This is a genomic window from Streptomyces orinoci, from assembly GCF_003121295.1.
Classification (GTDB): domain Bacteria; phylum Actinomycetota; class Actinomycetes; order Streptomycetales; family Streptomycetaceae; genus Streptomyces; species Streptomyces orinoci.
In genome coordinates this window covers 58908-77941 of sequence record NZ_PHNC01000011.1, presented here as the reverse complement: position 1 = coordinate 77941, position 19034 = coordinate 58908, and the positions used below count along the sequence as shown (strand labels likewise).

At 69.4% G+C, this 19034-nt stretch carries 18 protein-coding genes and 2 pseudogenes; 12 read left to right on the top strand and 8 right to left on the bottom strand.

All coding sequences use genetic code 11. The features are described 5' to 3' along the window. The first annotated feature begins 390 nt into the window (after positions 1-390). On the top strand, positions 391-1500 hold the full coding sequence (locus CV755_RS08970) for a hypothetical protein (protein WP_161968630.1): 1110 nt from the start codon (positions 391-393) through the stop codon (positions 1498-1500). A gap of 149 nt (positions 1501-1649) precedes the next feature. Here the strand turns inward: CV755_RS08970 and CV755_RS08965 are convergent, their stop codons facing one another. Genes CV755_RS08965 through CV755_RS08955 form a run of 3 tightly spaced genes read right to left on the bottom strand, consistent with a single transcriptional unit; the run spans position 1650 to position 5627 of the window. Next, on the bottom strand, positions 1650-4112 hold the full coding sequence (locus CV755_RS08965; RefSeq protein WP_241561066.1) for a hypothetical protein: 2463 nt from the start codon (positions 4110-4112) through the stop codon (positions 1650-1652). 54 nt (positions 4113-4166) lie between these two features. Then, positions 4167-4511, bottom strand: coding sequence for a helix-turn-helix domain-containing protein (locus tag CV755_RS08960; RefSeq protein ID WP_109279641.1), 345 nt, complete (start codon positions 4509-4511; stop codon positions 4167-4169). Between the two features lie 9 nt (positions 4512-4520). Then, a complete protein-coding gene (locus CV755_RS08955) occupies positions 4521-5627 on the bottom strand; it encodes a tyrosine-type recombinase/integrase (RefSeq protein WP_109279640.1) in 1107 nt (368 codons plus the stop codon). Positions 5628-5726: 99 nt separating this feature from the next. On the opposite strand from CV755_RS08955, the pseudogene CV755_RS35940 reads away from it, so the two are divergent. Together CV755_RS35940 and CV755_RS36660 are read left to right on the top strand one after the other, a co-directional pair. Next, positions 5727-6008, top strand: a pseudogene (locus CV755_RS35940) (hypothetical protein); the annotation flags it as partial. 266 nt (positions 6009-6274) lie between these two features. After that, the gene (locus tag CV755_RS36660; protein WP_277751793.1) at positions 6275-6403 is read left to right on the top strand and encodes a hypothetical protein; all 129 of its coding nucleotides are present in this window, start codon (positions 6275-6277) and stop codon (positions 6401-6403) included. A gap of 68 nt (positions 6404-6471) precedes the next feature. On the opposite strand, the gene CV755_RS08945 is transcribed toward CV755_RS36660, so the two are convergent. The 5 genes from CV755_RS08945 to CV755_RS08925 all read right to left on the bottom strand — a co-directional run bounded on the left by CV755_RS08945 (position 6472) and on the right by CV755_RS08925 (position 12935). Beyond that, complete coding sequence (locus tag CV755_RS08945; RefSeq protein WP_109279639.1) at positions 6472-6975, bottom strand: hypothetical protein; 504 nt, start codon at positions 6973-6975, stop codon at positions 6472-6474. 157 nt (positions 6976-7132) lie between these two features. Then, entirely contained in the window at positions 7133-8875 is a 1743-nt protein-coding gene (locus tag CV755_RS08940) for a S8 family serine peptidase (protein WP_161968629.1), read from the bottom strand. Between the two features lie 300 nt (positions 8876-9175). Beyond that, the gene (locus CV755_RS34140; protein ID WP_153068620.1) at positions 9176-11494 is read right to left on the bottom strand and encodes a hypothetical protein; all 2319 of its coding nucleotides are present in this window, start codon (positions 11492-11494) and stop codon (positions 9176-9178) included. Continuing rightward, positions 11491-11814: a helix-turn-helix domain-containing protein gene (locus CV755_RS08930; protein WP_109279636.1), complete on the bottom strand. Its 324-nt coding sequence runs from the start codon at positions 11812-11814 to the stop codon at positions 11491-11493. Before CV755_RS08930 ends, CV755_RS34140 begins: the two co-directional genes overlap by 4 nt. Then, entirely contained in the window at positions 11811-12935 is a 1125-nt protein-coding gene (locus CV755_RS08925) for a tyrosine-type recombinase/integrase (protein ID WP_109279635.1), read from the bottom strand. The genes CV755_RS08930 and CV755_RS08925 overlap by 4 nt, the downstream gene beginning before the upstream one ends. A 170-nt stretch (positions 12936-13105) precedes the next feature. On the opposite strand from CV755_RS08925, the pseudogene CV755_RS08920 reads away from it, so the two are divergent. From CV755_RS08920 to CV755_RS08880, 9 genes and pseudogenes are all read left to right on the top strand, one after another. Beyond that, positions 13106-13378, top strand: a pseudogene (locus CV755_RS08920) (hypothetical protein); the annotation flags it as partial. Between the two features lie 102 nt (positions 13379-13480). After that, on the top strand, positions 13481-13918 hold the full coding sequence (locus CV755_RS08915; RefSeq protein WP_109279634.1) for a hypothetical protein: 438 nt from the start codon (positions 13481-13483) through the stop codon (positions 13916-13918). A 62-nt stretch (positions 13919-13980) separates the two neighbouring features. Further along, positions 13981-14706, top strand: a complete 726-nt coding sequence (locus tag CV755_RS08910; protein ID WP_241561065.1) for a tetratricopeptide repeat protein — start codon at positions 13981-13983, stop codon at positions 14704-14706. After that, positions 14703-15548, top strand: coding sequence for a relaxase/mobilization nuclease (locus tag CV755_RS08905; protein ID WP_109279632.1), 846 nt, complete (start codon positions 14703-14705; stop codon positions 15546-15548). Before CV755_RS08910 ends, CV755_RS08905 begins: the two co-directional genes overlap by 4 nt. A gap of 15 nt (positions 15549-15563) precedes the next feature. Continuing rightward, positions 15564-16262 carry a hypothetical protein gene (locus CV755_RS08900; protein WP_161968628.1) on the top strand — a complete coding sequence of 233 codons (699 nt, stop codon included), beginning with the start codon at positions 15564-15566 and terminating at the stop codon, positions 16260-16262. 28 nt (positions 16263-16290) lie between these two features. Continuing rightward, positions 16291-17046: a hypothetical protein gene (locus CV755_RS08895; protein ID WP_109279631.1), complete on the top strand. Its 756-nt coding sequence runs from the start codon at positions 16291-16293 to the stop codon at positions 17044-17046. 114 nt (positions 17047-17160) lie between these two features. Further along, on the top strand, positions 17161-17571 hold the full coding sequence (locus CV755_RS08890; RefSeq protein ID WP_109279630.1) for a hypothetical protein: 411 nt from the start codon (positions 17161-17163) through the stop codon (positions 17569-17571). Between the two features lie 264 nt (positions 17572-17835). Beyond that, a complete protein-coding gene (locus tag CV755_RS08885) occupies positions 17836-18216 on the top strand; it encodes a hypothetical protein (protein ID WP_109279629.1) in 381 nt (126 codons plus the stop codon). Next, a complete protein-coding gene (locus tag CV755_RS08880) occupies positions 18213-19019 on the top strand; it encodes an SPDY domain-containing protein (protein ID WP_109279628.1) in 807 nt (268 codons plus the stop codon). The genes CV755_RS08885 and CV755_RS08880 overlap by 4 nt, the downstream gene beginning before the upstream one ends. The last annotated feature ends 15 nt before the right edge of the window (positions 19020-19034 follow it).

Below are 19034 nucleotides of genomic sequence, written 5' to 3'. Positions count from 1 at the left end.
CGGACAGGGCGGCGAGGTCGAAGTGGAAGGCCCCTTGGACCTTCTGGCCGCAGACATCCTGCGCCGAGCCCACTTCCTGTTCCAGCCGGCACTGCGCGGCTACTGGATCCGGCTCCCGTTCGATCTGGGGCGCGACTGGGAGAACGAGCACGCGACGTGGGCAGCCGCGATGCTCACCGCCGCCCGCTACCCCGTCGCCCTCGACCCCGACCTGCGCACCGACGCACCCCAACAGGCCGCACCGCCCGCACCTGCCCGCCCGCCGGCCATGACCGCCCAGGCCCCGCCCGGTGCCGAGCCCGCAGCTGACCTCGACCATCAGGAGAAGCGATCACCGACACCACCCCGGCCCGCGAACTCGCAGAGCATGCCCGTGACTTCCGCCTTCGCATGGCCGTCATCGACCGCGAGACCACCACCGCGCTCGACACCACCCAGGACCGCTACGGCCGCACCGTCCACCACCACGCCGCAGCAGCAGCCCGCGCCCGCCGCAACGCCGCAGCCGCCGAGGCATACACCACGCATCTCGCCCCGCACGCCACCGGCCTGCTGGACGCAGCCCGCAGCAGCCTCGACGAACTGCCGCCGGCCCGGCACACCACCGCCTGGCGCACCCTGCTCGATGCCCTCGCCGCCTCCCACGCCGAGATCACCCGCATCCTTGGCCGCCCCGCCACCCCCGGCTCGGCCGCCGAGCGCGAGCAGCACCAGGCCCTGTGGCCCCACCTCGCCCTCTGGGCGGACCACAGCTCACTCGCCGCCGACCTCGCCGACCAGCACCACCAGGGCGAACCCGGAACCGGGCTGACCGCCGAAGAAGCGCAGAGGTGGACACACCAGGCCCAGGCCGCCAAGCTGCGCGGCGAGTTGGACCTGATCGAATCGTGGTACGCCGCCGACGGCCGGCGCATCACACTCGCCTACCTGGTCCAGGACGACACCTCCACCGTCATCGCGCTGACCGGCGACCCCGACGCGCCGGGATGGCAGGTCATCGGACACTACAGCGACGAGTACACCGCCGGACGGGCACTGCCACGACCCGTGCCACCCGGAGTCCTGCGGCCCGACAGCTCCCGGTTCAACCGCCCCGAGCCCGCACCCGAAGTGCCCCTGCACGAGCTGCTCCAGGACATCACCGAAGCCCGCTCCGCTGGCGACGTCTCCGAGACACTGCTGACCGCCACCCAGCACGGCTACGACGCAGGCCCGATGGTCCGCCTGCAAGAACTCCTCTACACCGCAGGCAAGTTCGCCGCCGCCCTGGAGACCGTGCAGGGCCGGCAGATCGCAGCCCGCCTCGATGCCCTCGGCCGGCAACTGGACTTCCTCACCCGCGAAGTCAAGGACGCCGCCGAGGACCTCGGCGCCACCGTCGCCGTCCTGCCACCGCACCGCACCCCCACGCCGCCACGGATCCGCCCGCGCCCCGCCCTGGACACCACACTCCCACCACCACCGCCGCCCCGCGCCACAGCCCCCGCGCACCACCCGTAGTGCACCCCTCTTCCCCGGCGGGGCGGCGGCAGTTGTCCTTGCGCCTGGCCGCGCCCCTTCAACCGCGCCCACTACCAACCGACTTCAAGGAGAAATCATCTATGGCTGTTATCGGTAAGCCCGGCTATCAGAAGCTGGGGAATGTCGGGTCACCGACGGCCGATTTCTGCGGCGTAGTCGGCGCCGAAGCCCTGGCTTTCACGGGTCCAGTTGTCCCCGGTGGCCTGGTGGAACCCGAGCAGTCGGCTGATGACGACCGCGGGCAGCTCCGAGGCGATGTCCATCAGCGATGCGTGGCGCGCGAGTTGAGGCGGGACACCGATCGCCTTCAGGCGCCGGCCGAGGGTGTGCGGGTCGATCGGCTGTCCGGGATAGATGCCGTGGAACAGCCACTTGGGTTCCTCGAGCGGGACGGTGGCCGCGCGGCCCTTGCGCCGCTCGACAAGCTGGCGGACCAGGTCATCCAGGGGCGCGGGCACCTCGACGGGGACGCGTCCGAGCTTCAGAGCGAGTGTGTCGCCGCGGTCGAGGACGTGCTCGGTGGTGAGGCGGCTGATCCGGCCGACGGGCTGAGCGAACAGCAGCAGGAGCAGGCCGGCAGCCCTGTCGGCGACCTGGAGTTGCTCGTCGCGGACGAGGCGGCGGACCAGAGTCCAGCGGTGGTCCTTGCTGATGGTGCGTGCGGCGAAGTAGGTGCTGATGACCGGTGCCGTCAGTGGTCGGCTGTGGCCGCGTCTGCTGGTCCAGAGCAGGAATCCGCGGACCGTGGCGCGCGCGGTGGGACCCTCGCCGAGCCAGGCGTCCACCTGATCCTGGGTGCAGGCGGCCAGGGTGGTGCCGCCATCGTGGAGCCATTCCAGCAGGCGGGCCACGTTACGGATCTCGACCCGGACGGTCTCGGCCCTGCCGTGGGTGACCAGTTGTCCGGACGGCAAGCTGCGGAGTCTGCGCAGAGGCTGCCAATTCGTGTAGTTGCGCAGGATCCTGCGCTCGTCGGTGCACGAGACACGGGCGATCGTCTTTGCCAACCAGCGTTCCAGCCGGGCCAGTTGCTCGTCCCGGGCAGGCAGGGCTCCTGCGGCCACCAGCGCGGCGCGCAGATACTCCACGGTCGGCGCGGCGGCGAAACGGTCCAGGGCCTCGTGGGTGACCGGACCGTTCCCGGTCGCCAGGGCCTGAAGGAGGGCCCGGCGGGCAGGAACCTTGTGGATCCAGCGCAAGACGGTTCGGGGCGGCGGAGCCAGCAGCGCCTGAAAAATCGGCGTCAGTTCCGGGCGCATCGTGCCGCCCGGCGAGCTGAGCACTTCGCGCAGGTCAGTGGAGCGCACGCAGGCAGCGCATCGTCCGTGCCGGTAGAGCCGTTCGACGGACCCGCACTTGCTGCAGGGGCGATGGGCGGCGGGATGCTTGGCCCAGCAGGTCTGGCACAGGGGCTCGCCTTCGGGATTCCTGCCGCTGGCGCGGAAGGTCCCGCCGCAACCGGCGCAGGGCTTGGGCTTGTTGCCGCAGTTTCCGCACAGCGGCTCGCCGGTGGCGGTGCGGTTGTTCACGCGCCGGTGCTTGCCGCAGCCGACGCACACGGCCTGCTTGCGCTCCTTGGCGCTGCAGGACAGGCACTTGGGGGCGTCGGTGGAGGCGAAGTAGCAGCGTCCCTGTTGCCCGCAGGTGGCGCAGATCGCGGTGGGGATCTCCCGGCAGGCGGTGCAGACTCCGCCGTCGTCGGTGCGCGACTTCCTCAGCCGCAGCATGCCGCAGACACTGCATGGCCTGTGGTTGAAGGGGTCGTGCTGGCGGCAGGTGCCGCACACGGGCCGGCCGTCGAACCTGCGGCCGCCGATCGGTCGCGCGCGTCCGCAAACCGCGCAGTTCTCGATCTTGGATTCGCTCCAGCACGGCCTGCAGCAACGAACACCGTCACGCCGCTGCTTGAGGTTGGTGGACCGTCGGCAGAACGGGCACGAGGGGACGACCACGCCGCTGGCGCCGTGGTCAATCAGCGCCCGGGCCAGTACGGAGATCTTGGGTGGTCCCTCGGCGCCGCGGCCGGTCAGCAGGCCGGGCGTGTCCTCCAGCGCCCACAGCAAGCGCAGTTGGCCGGGTCGGGTGCGCTCGACCTGGCGGATGGCCTGCAGTGCGGTCGCGGGCGAGATACCGAAGGGGCCGGCGGCGATCAGCTTGGCCAGTTCCTGGGCCGGGTCTGTGGCACCCCAGGGCGGGTGGGCCCGGCAGCGGGGCCGGCCAGCGCGGTCGCGTCCGGCGAGGGTTATGCTGCCGCAGATCACGCAGGGGTTGGCGCGCGCGACGCGGCGGTTGCTGCAGGCGCCGCAGATGCGTGCACCGTCGCCGAGGGCGGTCAGCGGACGCTCACGCCCGCAGTCTCCGCAACGGGGCAGCACCAGCTGTTCGGCGCCGGCGTCGCGCAGCGCCCGGACGAGCCGTTCGATCGCGCGTGGTCCCTCGGGACGACCGGACGTCAGCAGGTCCGGCCTGGCCTGGAGGACCTCGGCGAGCGTCCGCAGCTGAGGCCGCTGGCGGAAGACCGCCTGGAGCACGGCGGCGACATCGATCCGCTCGCATGCGGGGTCGGCCGACCGGACGATCTCGCTGATCACCGTCTCGGGCTCCGTAGCGGAGCGCGGCAGCTCACCGTCGGGCACGACCGGCGCCTACTCGGGCACGATCCGGGCCCGCTTGGGCCGCAAGTCGCCAAGCCCGGTGTCCTTCCCCGGCGCCGCTCCGCCGCCGGCCGCGGCACTATGACGGCGCCGCGAACCGGCCGCCGCGACGGGCTCGATGAGCTCATCCATGCTGCAGCCGAGGATGTCGAGCAGGGCCATCAAGGTCTTCAGGCTCAGCCGCTCGGGCCGTTCCACCACCAGGCGGTAGGTCTGGCTGGGCGAGAGATCGATGCCGCGCTCGGCCAGCAGGGGGCGCAGGTCGGTCGTGGAGAACATGCCGCGGGTGGCCATCACCTCCCGCAGATGCCAGCGGTAGTCCAGCTTCGGCGTCACATCGTCTCCCTACTGTCCGCCCTGGAGAGCGCGGTCCAAGACCTTGCGCATCATCGTGTTCATGAAGTCCCCGCTCACTCCGGTATAGAGGGCGGTCGTGGAGGCGTAGCGGTGGCCGACCTGGCGCTGGACGAAGGCCGGGTCCGCGCCGTCCTCGATCTGGTGGGTCACGTGGCTGTGACGAAGGCAGTGCGGGACAAGGGACTTGTCCAGGCCCAGCGCATCACGGTAGGCCGCGAAGCGTTCCTCGATCTCGCGGGCCTGAAGGCGTCCGCCTCGTTCGGTCAGCCACAGCGCCGACTGCTCGGGGGCCGCCGCGTAGCGGGGCCGGGCGTTGATCACATAGTCCTCGACCGCTTCCACCGCCCAGGGCATCACGCTCAGCGTTGTGCGTCGGCGCGGCGGCGATCCCTTGGTCCTCTTGCCGTAACGCACGTGCAGCGACCCGAAGTTGCCCAGCTCCGGGGCTTTCGGGTTGCGGTAGAAGTCGGTGACGTCCAGCCGGGAGGTCTCGGTGCAGCGCGTGCCCCAGCCATACATCAGCTTGAACACCGTGGCGTCCCGATAGGCCGCGAGCGCTCCCTTGCGCCCCAGCCGGATCGCCCGGTCAACCTGGGCATCCGCGTGGTCGAGGAAGAGCTGGATCTCCTCGCGTGTCATCGGCCGCCGCTGGGCACCGCCCTCGTAGTCGGCCAGGTGCGCGACGGTGTTCCACTCATGGCAGATCTGCACCGGGTGGGCCCCGAAGCGGGTCTCGCACTCGGCCGGCCACTGGTAGTGCGGCGAGGTGACGTAGTCGCAAAACATCCGGATCGCACCCTGGTACCCACGGATCGTCGACTCCGCCCGCTTCAACTCGGCAATCAGGTACGTCATCCACTCGTCCAGGTCGGACGCCGACCACTGCCACGGATAGGCGTTGGTGTACTCCGCGAAACGCCGCACCGCGCTCTGACGATCGCTGATCGTGTCCGGCTGCAGTCGGCGCCCGCCGCGCTGCTGACGCCCCCAGCCTTCGAGCATCGCCTCGAAGACGGCGTCCTCGGGATGCAGCAGAGACACGCCCTGGAGCAGCACGAGCTGCGCTGAAGCCTCCCGCAGTTCCGCTCCGGGCATCCCTCCACCCCCCATCAGCCGCGCGAATCATGCATCAGATGCACTCATCCGCGCAACACCCCAGGCCACTGGCCTCAACTCCGAAGAGAGATACTCGGCATGAAGCCGCAGAACACTAGCTCAACCAACTCCGGATCACGCATCCAACGCAATTCCCCGCGGTCCCGTACGCAGTGGAATGTCACCCACGCTTGCGGCCACGAGGTCGTCCATGACCTGTCCGACCGCCCCGCAGACCGGCGCGCCGGATTCGCTCGCTGGCTCGAAGGCAAGGACTGCACGATGTGCTGGAAGGCGGCTCGCGATGCCGACACCGCTTCCAAGGAGCAGTGGCTGGCCGCCAAGCGCGCCGAGGAGCAGCAGGCCGCGAAGGAATGGGCTACTGGCGCAGAGCACTTGTTCTGCGGGTGCGCTATTCCGGGCCTGAGCCTCGGCGTCGAGCCCCGGAAGCCTGATGAAGTTCTCGGTGCCGAACCGAGCTGCCAAGCACAGCACCGGAGACGCCGTAGATCATGGTCAACTACCGCGGGTGGCTTACGCGCTGGGAAGCAGGTCCCACCCGGCGAGGACCGTGACCAGGCCGATGACGACCGTCCGCAGCCAGTCCATGCCACCTTGCCCTTGTCCATGCTGTCGCGCTTCCAGCCGTGCTGGGCGTCCAGCGGCATCTGTTCGACTTGAGCGAAGCTCGCAGTGCCTGCGGCCTGAAGGGCGACGGCGTCTACTGGGCCATCAGCGGCGTCGCCCATATGCACAACCTCGCCCTCCAGACCTGATCACGGCGTTACGAGATCCTTAGGGCCTGTCTAATGGGCCACATGACCCATTAGACAGGCCCGCTGGCTCAGCCCCCCTCGACGTCGCCCTTGCCACCGGCGGCGCCGAGGCCGCTGGACAAGCCACCTCCCGCATAGGAACCTACGTATTCGCCGCTCATGCCCCACCAGTTGATGTTGACTGCAGCCGTGGCCATGTTGGCCTCGAAGCGGAGTTTCCAGCCAAGGAGAACCTCAGGCGGGTAGTTGAGCCACACCGATCCCCAGCTGTCGCCTCCTCCGGCGATCAGACCCCCTCCTCCGCAGTGCATCGAGATCGCTGGCGAGGAACTGATCTTTGTGACGACGGCGAAACCAAGGAACCCGAAGACGCTTGAGTGGGCGTCGTACCTGACGGGAGCTGACGCCTCAGAGAGGGTGGCGGCGGGGGCCACTTGCGGCTCGCTGGCCTCCCCCGCGTCCCCGAAATCGAGTCGTCCGCGCGCGTTGTGGAGATCGAACTGGACCCGTGCGAGGTTCGCGTAATGGTCGGCCAGCTGTTCGGGCTTGATCTGACTGACTGGTTGGAGCATCGCCTTCTCCTAACTCTTGACTGGCCTTGGGGCCCGCGGGGTGACGAGCGACGGGATCGAAGTCATGGCTACCGCGGATCGGCACCACCGAACTGGCGAACGTTCGTACCCAGCCATGCCCGGAACGGCGCGAACGCTTCGCCATGGCTGCTGGGTGTCACTTGGCGAGGTCGATAAGACCGCGCCCCCAGGTGTCCGCGTCTGGCTTCTTGCCGTTCCTGGTGGCATACGCGATCTTTGTCATCGCCTTGTCCGAGGTGAGGGTCTTTTCCTGCGACAGCAGGAGCGCGATCACCCCAGCGACGAAGGGCGTCGCCATGCTCGTGCCTTGCATCGCCACGTGATTCTGGTCGGTCATCCATCGGCGATTCTTCACAGAGTCACGGGACAGCGCTGAGACGATCAACGCGCCGGGGGCGGTGAGGTCCGGTTTGGGCTTGCCATCGCGTCGCGGTCCCAGGCTGCTGAAGGGGGCGATGTCGTCCTGCTTGAGCCAGATGGCCTCGCGATTGTTGTTGTCGATGTCCTTCCACCGCGTTTTGGTCGTGTAGGCCGCCACCGTCAGCGCACACGTCGCGGTCCCTGGAGACCCGATCGTCATGGAGTTCCGGGCATGCGGCCCGGAGAAACGGCCCTCGCCGAGGGCCCACACGTCCACACGCGTCTTCTGCTTGGCCGCCTTCTTCCCCCGGACCAGTAGCGTCCAGGTGCGCGAGCCCGTGGCGTTGGCGGGGGCCTGGAAGCGCACGCCGAAGTTGTGGTCCCGGTTCCTGCTGTCGGGCCCTGGGGAGCCCACCCACACCGTCCAGTCACCCAGCTGGTACTTCTTGTACGGGCTGCCCTTCGGGCCATTCGGTAGCACGCCCTGGTACGGCGTTGTCAGGCCGTCGGGGGCGGTGACCGCGACCTCCACCTGGTCGCTGCCCGCGTACCAGCCGTTGAACCACAGATCCTGGACGACCCCCTTGGAGTCCGGACCGTGTATGCACGGGATTCTCTGGATCTCCCCTGGTTTCACGTCGAGTTGGGCATGGATGTTGTCCTCCGCCTCGTTCCCCGCCGCGCAGCAGACGATCCTGCCGGGCCCGGACTGCTCGTCGATCGCCTTGCACATGGCGTCGGTCCCGTCATGGGGGTCGCTGTGGCCGCCGAGGCTCAGGTTGACGACCGCGGGCTTGCCGAGGTCCTTGGCCAGCCGGAACACGTACTGGATGCCGTCGATGATGCCCACGTTCGTCATCTTCGTCTTGACCACAACGAACTCGGCTTCTGGTGCCACGCCCTGGTACTTGGTGTCCGAGCCGGCGGCGATGCCCGCGACATGGGTGCCGTGCCCGTGGTCGTCCTTGGACTTGACCAGGTCGTCGCCTTTGTACTCGATGCCGTACCGGCCTTCCGGCACACCTGTTCCGGCGCGCGCGTGCTGGTCCCATATCCGCAGGATGCGACCTTTGAACGCCGGATGCCGCGCGTCGATCCCGGTGTCGACGACGCCGATGATGACGCCCCTGCCTGTGAGTTTGGTCTTCGCCCGGAAGGCGGGGAGCCCCACTTTCTGCGGTGCCACGTCCATCAGAGGGTGGACGGGCTGTGCGGGGGCGATGCGTTCGACCCCCGGATGCTGTGTCAGCGTCGGCAGGGCATCGAGCTGCACGATGGCCGTGCGCACTCTGTCCCCACCGGCGTTGATCTCGATCCCGGCGGTGCTCTCAAGATCCTGGAGATCGGCGTCCGGTGCGCACTCCAGCGTGACCACCACCCGAGCCGGTTTCGCGAAGTCCCGTGGCGCCACGAAGCCGGGCATCTGGTCTTCCTGCACGTGGTCGGCGAGTGCTTCGCGCCCCTCGGTGTACTGGTCGTAGGCGATGGCCAGAGACGGGGCCAGTTTGCTGTAGTCCATGAAAGGTCTCCCATCGGGCTCATCGGGGCCGCCGGTTCGCGTGCGCGGCATGGGCTGCTCACCGCCGGGACGGCGGATCAGTTCTTCGTCTCCGCGGAACGTGGCAGAGCACGCAACGATCGAGCCATGACGGGCGGCAGGAAACGCGCAGCGGCAGCAGAGACAGCCCGGCGGCCGGAGCCTTCAGCAATGGCTTGTATTTGCCATGGGCAAGCCCTAAACATCACCAGATTCACTCGGGCCGCGGATCCCTGCAACTCGATCAGTGGTCACGGCGCCGGGCATCGTGTCCTCTCATCGTCAGTCGCCGGTCGCGGGCTGTTCTCTTTGGATGTCGGTTCGGGCCGCAAGGTACGCCGTCCAGTCCCGGCGGACGTAGGTGACCCAGCGGACGGCAGTAGTGGTGTGCATGCCGAGGATGTCGGCGAGGATGGGTGCTGGAAGGTCGGTGGCGAGTGCTGCAAGTGCGGCGTTTCGTGCGGGCCGGACATTGATGCCGTATCGAGCGAGTTTCCGGCTGAAGGGCCGCGCGGCGATCGGTCGGCCGGGGACCATTCCGGGGAAGAGCAGGCGTGTCTGTGCGGGCGGAGACGTCAGCAACGGTCGCTCCAGCGGCTGGTCGGCCAGTTGCTGAAGCAGATTGCCCAAACGCGGTGGCAGCACCACCGGGTGATTGCCCACCGTGAGGTAGAAGTGTTGCCCACGTTGGCGGAGTTGGTTGGCGGTGAGGTATCGGAGTCGTTCATTGGACAGGCCGAACAGTAGTGTGAGGGCGCCTGCGGCCCGAACATCGAGGGGGATCTCCTCGTCGGTAAGGCACCGTTTCAACAGGGACCATCGGTCGTCCTCGTCGAGGAATTCAACTGGTTGCTGGAGCGGGATGGTGGGGACGGTGAATTGGGTCGTCAGGCGTCGCTGGGCGGTCCACGCCAGGAAGTAGCGGATGAGGTAGCGGGTCGTTGTGCCGTCGGCGAGCCATTGATCGATGTCTCTTTGTCGGAGCGCGCGGAGGGGGATCTTGCGCTCGTCAACCCAGGACAGGAACTCCAAGGCGACGTGGACGCGACGGCGGAGCTCGTGTCCAGCGGCGGTCGGATAGCGCTGGCGGGCCCTGCGGTTGCGGGCGCGTCGCAGCAGGTACCAGTGCAGGTATGGCCGGACGAGCCTGGCGTGTGCCTGCGGTTTCCCAGCCAGCAGGTGTTCCAGCCAGGATGGCAGCCGCTCCAGATCCTCGTCGCGCTTGGGCAACACTCCAGTCTGGACCAGCACTTGACGGACGTAGGCTTCGTTGCGGCCGGGTGTCAGTTCGTCGAGGAGGTCGTGACTCAGCTCGCGCCCGTCGGCCACGAGCCTGGCCAGGAGGGCGGCGTTGGGGCTCCGGGTGGTCCAGCGGATGGCCTCAGCAGGAACCCTGACCTGGCAGAAGGCGTCGATGAGTGGTTCCAGTCGCTCCGGGACGTGCCCGTCCGGACCGGTCAGCATCACGCGGAGCTTGTCGCCCAGGACGCAGTAGGCACATCGGTTCTTGCCGAAGGGGTGGCCGCTGCGGCCACAGGCGCGGCACACGTAGTCGATCGTGAAGCCGACGCACGGCCCGCAGATCTCGGCGCCGTCGCCGTCCCGTGCGATCAGGGGGTGGGAGTCACCACAGCGGGGGCATTCGGCCGGGGTACGTAGGATCGTGACGTAACAGCTGTCGCAGACCGGCCCCATCGGCCAATGCGCCGTAATGAGGCGGTCGCGTCGGCATCGGGAGCACGTCGCCGGCGGACGTTCGCGGGCAGAGCAGCTCTCGCAGACCGGCGTTCCCGCGGCGATGCCCTTGCAGGGGCGTTCCCGTCCGCAGCGGGTGCACGTCGCCTGAGGGCCGCGGTAACAGCTGTGGCACAGATCGGGGCAGGTGCCGGTCGCATTGCGGGCGATGATGCGCATCCGGCCGCAGCGTCCGCAGGGCCGGCGGACACGTCGGAAGCCGCTGAAACACTCGTAGCAGACCTCGCCGGCGGTCGTGGGCGCCGTGGAACAAGCGGCGCAGGGCTGTTCGGGGCGTTCCCAGCATTTGCCGCAGAGCGCGCTGCCGTCGGGAAGCCGCCGGGCGGGGCTGCGCAGGCGGCCGCAGTCCCGGCATTCCTCGACAACCTGGGGATCAGTTCGGTAGCAGGAGCTGCAGATGACGCCTTCCGGTCGCTTGGCCGCGATGTGCGTATCCGTCCGGCCGCAGCGGGCGCATGTCCCACGGCGGGTCCGGTTGTCGCAGGGGGAGCAGATCCGGCCCTCTGCGCGGATCTTGGGCAGGTCGACTCTGACCCCGCCGCATGAGGCGCATCCGGGCCGGACGACCTCGTACCCGGCGGCGTGCAGAACATGGACCATGCGCAGCAGCACCGGAGGGCAGTGCGAGTCACCCGAGGTGAGCGCATCCGGATGGGCTGCCAGATGCGCCGCCAGATCTTCCAGGATTCGCGACGAGATCGGCCTGGCATCATCAAGCGCGCTCTCGGCCGCAGCAACATCCAATGCGGCCAAGAGCGTCATGAGTTGGGTGACGGCAGCCGCGATCGCGCTCTCGTAGCGTTCGGCTTGCTGGGCTCTTCGGGCCTCCTTCCAGGCGTCGGTCACATCCCCTCCGGTCGCCGGATCGAGGTCCGTCGCGCCATCGGCGCAGGTCCGGACGCCCCACCGATGGTCTTGCGGACCTCAACGTTGACGGCCTGGATCTCCACCAGGTCATTCGGCTGGCAGTCGAGGATGTCGCACAGGGCCGCAAAGGTGTCCATGGACATGCGTTGGGGCGGCTGGGTGACCAGCCGGAAGACCTGCTCACGCGAGAGAGTGATACCGCGTTCGGCGAGTAGGGGCACCAGGTCCGAGGTCTGGAACATCTCCCGTTCGGCCATGAGTTTCCGCAAGTGCCACCGGTACCCCATCTTCTTGATCAAAAGCCGTCCTCCCAAAGTTCCGTGTTTCGCTCGGTCAATTTCCTTTGCAGCAAACGGTTTCGATACTCGTCCGACACGCCGGTGTAAATCGCCGTCGTGCTCGCATAGAGATGGCCGGACTGGTCCTGCACGAATCTCTCCGGATAATCGAACTCGACAAGGTGGGTGATATTCGAATGCCTCAGGCAGTGCAAATCGAGCTCCGGCGGAAGGCCGGCGGCCTGCCGGGCAGTCTCGAACGCCTCGTTCGCCGAGCGGCGGGAAAGGCGTCCACGACGCTCGGTCACCCATAGCGCCGGATGCTTGCCGGGCTCGAAGCGGGGCCGCACCTCGGCGAGGTAGTGCTCAAGTACGCCGACGACCCAGTCCATCTCCGGAACCGTGAACACCGTGCGCCGTCGCGGCGGGCTGCCGTTGGCGGACTTCCCCCAGCGCACGAACAGCGCACCATGACGGCCGTAGTCCGGAGCCTTCGGATTGCGCCGGAGGTCAGCCATGTCCAAGCCGCAGGCTTCCCGACGCCGCAGGCCATAGGCATAGAAGGTCTTGAGCAACGCGGAGTCCCGCATCGCCGCGAGCGCACCTTTTCGCCGCCGGCTCCGGATCTCGTCTACTCGCCCGTCGGCCGCGTCGAAAAGGGCCTGGATCTCGTCGTAGGTCAGCGGCCGGCGGCCGGGCTGGCCCTCGTACTCGCTGACATGGGTGACCGTATTCCATTCGTGCAAGATCTGCACAGGCACCTGGCCGAAGCGCGCACGGCACGTGTCGGGCCATCCGTAGCGAGTATCAGTGATGTATTCGCAGAACAACCGCAGTTGATTCTGATAATTGCGGCCAGCGGAGACGGTGAACGTTGGATTCTTCACCCGCAGGTGGTCGAAGAACGCCTCGACCTCGGCAGGCTGCCACTGCCACGGGTACTGATCGGCGAACTCTGCGAACCGTCGGACCAACGACAGCCGCGGCTTGATCGTGGCGTCCCATTTCAAGAACCGGGTCCGCTGCTGCCTCGCCCAGCCCTCCAACATCGCCTCGAAGACCGCGGGTTCCGGGTCGAGATGCACCACCCCGTCGGCCAGCACCAGATGCGCTGCACCCGGAAAATCCCTCGCCTGACTCATGTTGCTTCTAACGCAACATCGTTGAATCGGTCACGCTCGCCCCAATGTCACTGCAGATCAACCCGTACACCTCGTGCACCTCGATACACGTCTCCGGAAGCCTGACCTGCGGCTCAAGACCGTGATCGGTCGATGCCGAGTGTTGCATCGCGTGCAATTCCGCGCGTTTCGAGCGCTTCGACATGCCGCCGCTGGAGGGCCCGGAGCGGGCCCTGGACTGGGGCGAGCGGTCCCGTCACCAGCTGATGACCGCCGCGCACACCGCCCTGGTCATCGAGGGCAGTTGGGACGAGGCGGACTGGGCGGAGCTGGAGGAGAAGGCCCGTACGGTGACCAGGGCGGGATGATGGATCGACCAGAGGGATGCCGAGGGCGCTGACCTGCTGGAACTTCTCGATGCTGCCACCGAGCAGGACCGCGGGACGGAGAACCCGTTCCGCTGACGGCGACGGACCATAACCGACGATCGGCGGTTGGCCAACCGCTCGTTTCTCCGGACGATTGTTGCTCCCACCGCCACCCGATCCGCGTGGAGAGGACCCTGCGTGATCCCGCCCTCTTGGACTTCTGCGCCGACTCCGGCGTTCTCGCCGATACCCGACCCGCTCACCCCGGCCCGGGACATCACCCACGCCCACTTCCAGGCCGGCGACCAGGTCGTCGTCATCAAGGGCGTGACCAGTGGGGAACTGTGGGGTGAGGCGGTACGCATCGTCGCCCCGTCCTGGCACACCCCGACCGACGAAGACGGATGGCGGCTGCGCGATGCCACTGGCGGCGCGCAGACGTTCATCACCGCCCACCCCCGCTACCTCGTGCACCTGGGGCGCCCCTGCCCGGACTGCCTGATCTACCTGCGCGCCATGGAGGACTACCTCCTGCCCAAGTACGCCGGGCACGACGCGCTGATCGACTGCGGCTGGTACACCACCACGGCCCTGAACCAGCTCGTCCACGTCGCCGACGCCCGGGGCGGCCGGTGAGCCTTCCCACCCGCCGTCCCGGCCGATCCCTCGCCCTCCTGCGCGCCCGAACCCGCGCCACCATGAATCCCTCGGACCCGTCGTGGCCGGCCCGCCTGGCTGCCGATTTGCGTGAACTCGACGCCGACTGGCGGGAATCGGCCGAGGTCTGCGCGCACGTCGCCTGGGCCGCCCGCGCCGACGGGCACAGCGTCCTTGGCCTATTGCGCCCAGACCAGGTCACTACCGCCGAGGCAGATCCGGTCACCGCCCGCACGTACCGGCATCTGTACCTCAACGCCCTGCGGTACGACTTCCGCTGCCCCACCCTCCAAGCGCTCGTCGAACAGCTCCCGCCAGCCACGCGTTCCGCGCTGGACGTCTACAGCCGGGCCCTGTACGCCTTCGCCCTGCTGGGCCAGTCCCGTCCCGAGGGCCTGGAGATGATGGACGAGGTCCTGGGCGAGGCCGGGGAGCACGCGAGTACGTTGCATGTTCTCTTGCACGGCCTGTGGCTCGGCCAGCATCTGGACCAGGGTGCTGAGCGGCTCCTCGCCCTCAGCACCCGGCCGCCCTTCGACACCGGCACCGACCCGATCGTGCTCTTCCGCAAGGCCGGCGCACTGCGCCGGCTCGGCCGATACGACGAAGGGCTCGCCACCGTCGACCGGGCCCTGGATGTGCTGCCACCGGGCGACATCGCGGTCCACGCCGATCTGGTGCGCGAACGCTCCCTGATCGCCGCAGCCCACGACCTCCACCACCAGCACCCCCATCCAGCACAAGCCATCGGAGGCATGGCGGCGTGATTCCCCGCGTCAACGGCCGTACGAACACCCCACACGACCCGCTCAGTGAGGCGTTGGGGCGGGCTGTGCCGATTGAGGGGGGCCTGCCCGAGCACGCCGTTATCGCCTACTGGCCGGGCCTGGACTCCTACACCCTGGACGACGAGCAGGCGACGTGGACGGCCACCCAGTGGGCCGAGCACCTTGAAGAGCCTCTCCTGGAGAACCCGTTCGCCACCAGCCCCCGCGGGGACCGGCGGGCGATCTTCCACCTCGACGTGCGGCTCCACCCCGAAGACCGGGACCTGACCGCCGCGGAGTGGGCCGAGGCCGCCCACCGCCTCGCCCGCGCCGCCGGCATCGAGACACCCGGCGACAAGGACGGCTGCCACTGGATCGCCGTCCAGGCCAAACCGGGGGGCCTCGATGTGATCGCCAACCTGATCAGGCTCGACGGTTCCTGGCAGCAGCAGCCCGCCGACCTCGCGCGACGGCTTGCGCACGAGGCCCGCCGCATCGAGCAAGACCTGCATCTGACCGCTCCCGCACCACACGCCGTCTCCCGACCGGTGCCGCCCGCCTCGGCCCAACTCGCCGAAGTCCTCACCCAGCTCGCCGACGAGCACGCCGGCCCGCTGGCCACCGTCCGCGGACTTGTCGAGCACGCCGCCCACCGCATCGCCCACCAGGCAGGCCCGGCCGGTCCTGATACCGCGCACCGCCTGGAGTGGATCGCCTACCGCCTCCACGGCATCCAGCAGGACCTCGACGCCACAGCCACCCACCTCGCCACCGCGTCCCGCCCACGCGCCACCCCTCCGGCACCGCCCGCTGCCCGGACCTCCGCACGACGATCACCGTAGGAGAAACGCTTCCCCTTGCCCCTCGCCGACCGCGTCCTGACCATCCGCCGCGATCCGCACTCCCAGGAAGTCCTCGCCCGCGGCGGCGACATCGAGGCCCACTGCATCCTCCAACGCGCGGGCTTCATCCCCGTCGTCCGCGTCCACGACTCCTACCACCGCGCCCCCACCGGCCTCGACGAGCACGACGAAAGACGGCTGGCCACCGAGGCCGTAGCCCGGCTTCGGGCCGTCGGCTACCACGTCGACTGCGACCCCGGCTTCGACACCGACCGCCGCCCGGCCCGCGACCTGCCACTGGGCGCTTTGGTCGCCCAGCTCGCCGAGCGCATCCGCCAGGCCACCACCACAGACGAGGCCGCCGACGCACTCACAGAACTGACTGCCTCCCACGACGGCATCCTCGCCGCCATCGACCAAGTCCTCACCGCCACCGCAGAGTTCCACGACGGCCTCGGCGATGCGGCCGATGCGCACATCGCCCGGCGCCTGCGCTACCTCGCCGACGAACGTCTGCACGTCATCCGCACCGACCTCGCCCACACCCGCGACGCGCTCGCCGACCGGCACGCCCCACACCCCGGCCGCAGCACCTGCACGCAAGCGGTCCCCGCCCACGAGCGTGAACGGTCCGCCGTGTGCGCCTGCCCACCCCCGCCGCGCACCGTGACCGTCGCGCCTCCGCCGCCCGTGGCCGCGCGTGTGCGCCGCTGACACCACCCCAACGTTGCTCAAGGACACCATGCACGACCACGAAGATTCCGGGCGCCTCGCCTCGTTCGCCGACGTCCTCGCCGGCGAACTGCCCGACAGCTGGACCAGCACCCACCACCCCACCGCGCACAAGGACGACCTGGCCGAACTGGCCGCTCGCATCTGGGACATGGATCTCGTCGCCGAGTCCCTCGCCGAGCATCCCCTCCGCCAGGCGGCCGTCCTGACCCGCAACGATGGTGCTCAGCTCGCCGTGCTCGACCGGCACGATGAGCGCGACGGATTCCTCATCGCCGCCGTCGCCCCACCCAGCCTCCCCGACGAGGCGTACCGCGGCATCCGTGAACCCAACGGCATCGCCGTGGGCGATGATCCGTTCCACAGCGCCGAGCTGGTCGTCGGCGACCTGCTGGCCCGCTACGACGCCGCGCTCGCCCAGGCCCGCCACAACGCAGCCGCCGACGTCCAGCCCTCGCAGCCGGACCGTCTCGTCTTGACCTGGCAGGCCGACGGCAGCCTCGCCGCCGCTCCCGCCGGCGAGACGGCCGCCGCCGTGCTGGCGGCCAACGGCTTCGTCCCCGAGCCGCACACCGGCATCTACCGGCTCAGCGGTGACGACACAGCGGTGCAGGCCCGCGCCGTCCGCGCGGCAGGCCGGCAGCTCGGCGCGCACGGCATCGCCACCGCGCTGCAGCACCCCTCCGGCCGGATCGCGCCCACCGCGACACCGCCTGCACCTCCGGCCCCGGCTACGGCCCGGGCCGCGGCGGCGCGGGGCCGATGAGGAGATCTTCCTCACGAGCGACCGCCCGCACACCCCGTCCCGGCCGACGCCGGGCCGGCGGTAGCGGCACACGCCCCGCACGCCCGCCCCGCCGCTGAAATGGAGTCCCTTTCTATGGGCAATCGCGCCGACGAGTACGGCACCGATGTCGAGATCTACGTGAAGGCCCTGACCACCACCATCCACGCCGACACTCCCACCGACGCCCCCGAGCAGCTCCTCGACCTGCTCGACCAGCTCGGACTGGAGCGCCGCACCGCGGGGCCGATCTACGTGTGGCACGTGGTGCCCGAACATCTCGACGCCGACGAGCAAAGGCGCCTGGCGAGCCACGCGATCCCCGCGCTCCTCGTGGCCGGATACACGGTCAACTGCACGCCCGAGGTCTTCGACGAGGCCGCCTACCAGCAGGCCGTGCACGAGATCCGCTCCGGACACAGCCGTCCCGGAGCGGAGCCGACGGCGGCACCGGCGGCGTCAACCCCCGCCCCACCGTCCAACGCACCGTCCCGGCGAGCCCGGTAGCACCCACTGGCGGCCCCGGCACACGGGCCGGGGCCGCCCCGCCCGCATCACCGACCGGAGAACCCCGTACCACCCCACGCGCCCCCACCGATCAGCCCCCATCTCACGCCGCGCCTCGCGACCGCGCTGTTCCGCCGCTACCTGCGCGCCTGCATCCTCACCGGCCCCCACCGGCTGCCCGGCGCACGCCCCGAGACCGCCCCCGGCGAGGCCCGGCACGCCGGCCGCCACCGCTGATCCCCACCACCCCGACCCTGGAGGAGCATGCCTAACCCCACCTACCCGGTGCGGCTGGCTGATGAGATCACCCGTCAGCTCGGCCAGCTCGCCGACCACCTCGCCCACCTCCCGCCGCATCAGGCCACGCAGGTCATCGCCCACGTGGTGGACCCCGACCACGGCGTCCTCGCAGGTGTCACCCGCCTGGTGGCCACCAGCAGCGTGTTCGCCAAGGTCCAAGCCGAGCGCGGCACGCTGCCGCCGGAGGTGTGGCTCGCCCTCGGGCGCGCCGCCAACGAACTCGACGCCATCGGCGGGGACCTGGACGAACACCGCGATCACCTGCAACAGGTCAGCACGCGCCTCGGCACTGGGGCGGCGAAGCCGCCCGAGCCTGCAGCGCTCGTCGTCCGGCGGCGCCGATGAAGAAAAAGCAGTGGCAGGGCTGGAGCCCTGGGGGTGAGCAGGCCGAGCAGCACTATCTCGTCGAACCCCGCGCCCTGGCCGGAGGCGGCGACCTGCGCCACGTCTCGGAATTCCTGCGCGCCTCCGGCTGGCGGGATGCCTCCACCCCGGGCGGTCCACTCCTGATGGAGAGCCCCGACCGCGCCGTTCGGATCAGCTACGACCCCTATGTCCAGCCGGGCGGGTGGACGATCCACGGCAAGACGAGTGGGCAGCAGGACGAGTGGTGGGCGACGCTCGGCCGACAGACGCCGGTGGAGATCGTCGCCGGGCTGACCGACGCGCTCACCCATCCCCGCTCCGCCCATGCCCCCAACGTATGGGAACCGCTTCAAGAGCAGCACTGGAACGCCGGCCCCAAAGCCGGGCACTACACCGCAACCAGCCCGGACGGCTCGGCGTGGATGCAGTTCCACCAGGACCCCAGCGGCCACGCGATGTGGTGGTCCGGCGCACGAGACGGGCAGGGCAACGGCTGGACGGCGAGCTTCAGCGCCACCACCCCCATGCACCTCGTGCAAGCCTTCTCCGCCTCCCTGGCCAGTCCCGAGCCGGTGATGCGCCCGCGCGGACGCGTCCCGCACAGCACGGCCATCCGCACCACCTCCGTCTCCGTCCTGCCCTCCCAGCTCAGCGCCTGGCAGCAGGCCCGGATCACCGCCGCCCGCGCCGCCACCTGGGCCCGCAACTCCGTCCGAAACAACCGGCCCCGCACCACCGCCCGCCCGCACACCCATGCCGGCGGCGCCCGCGCCCGCCGCTGAACCACAACCCCCATC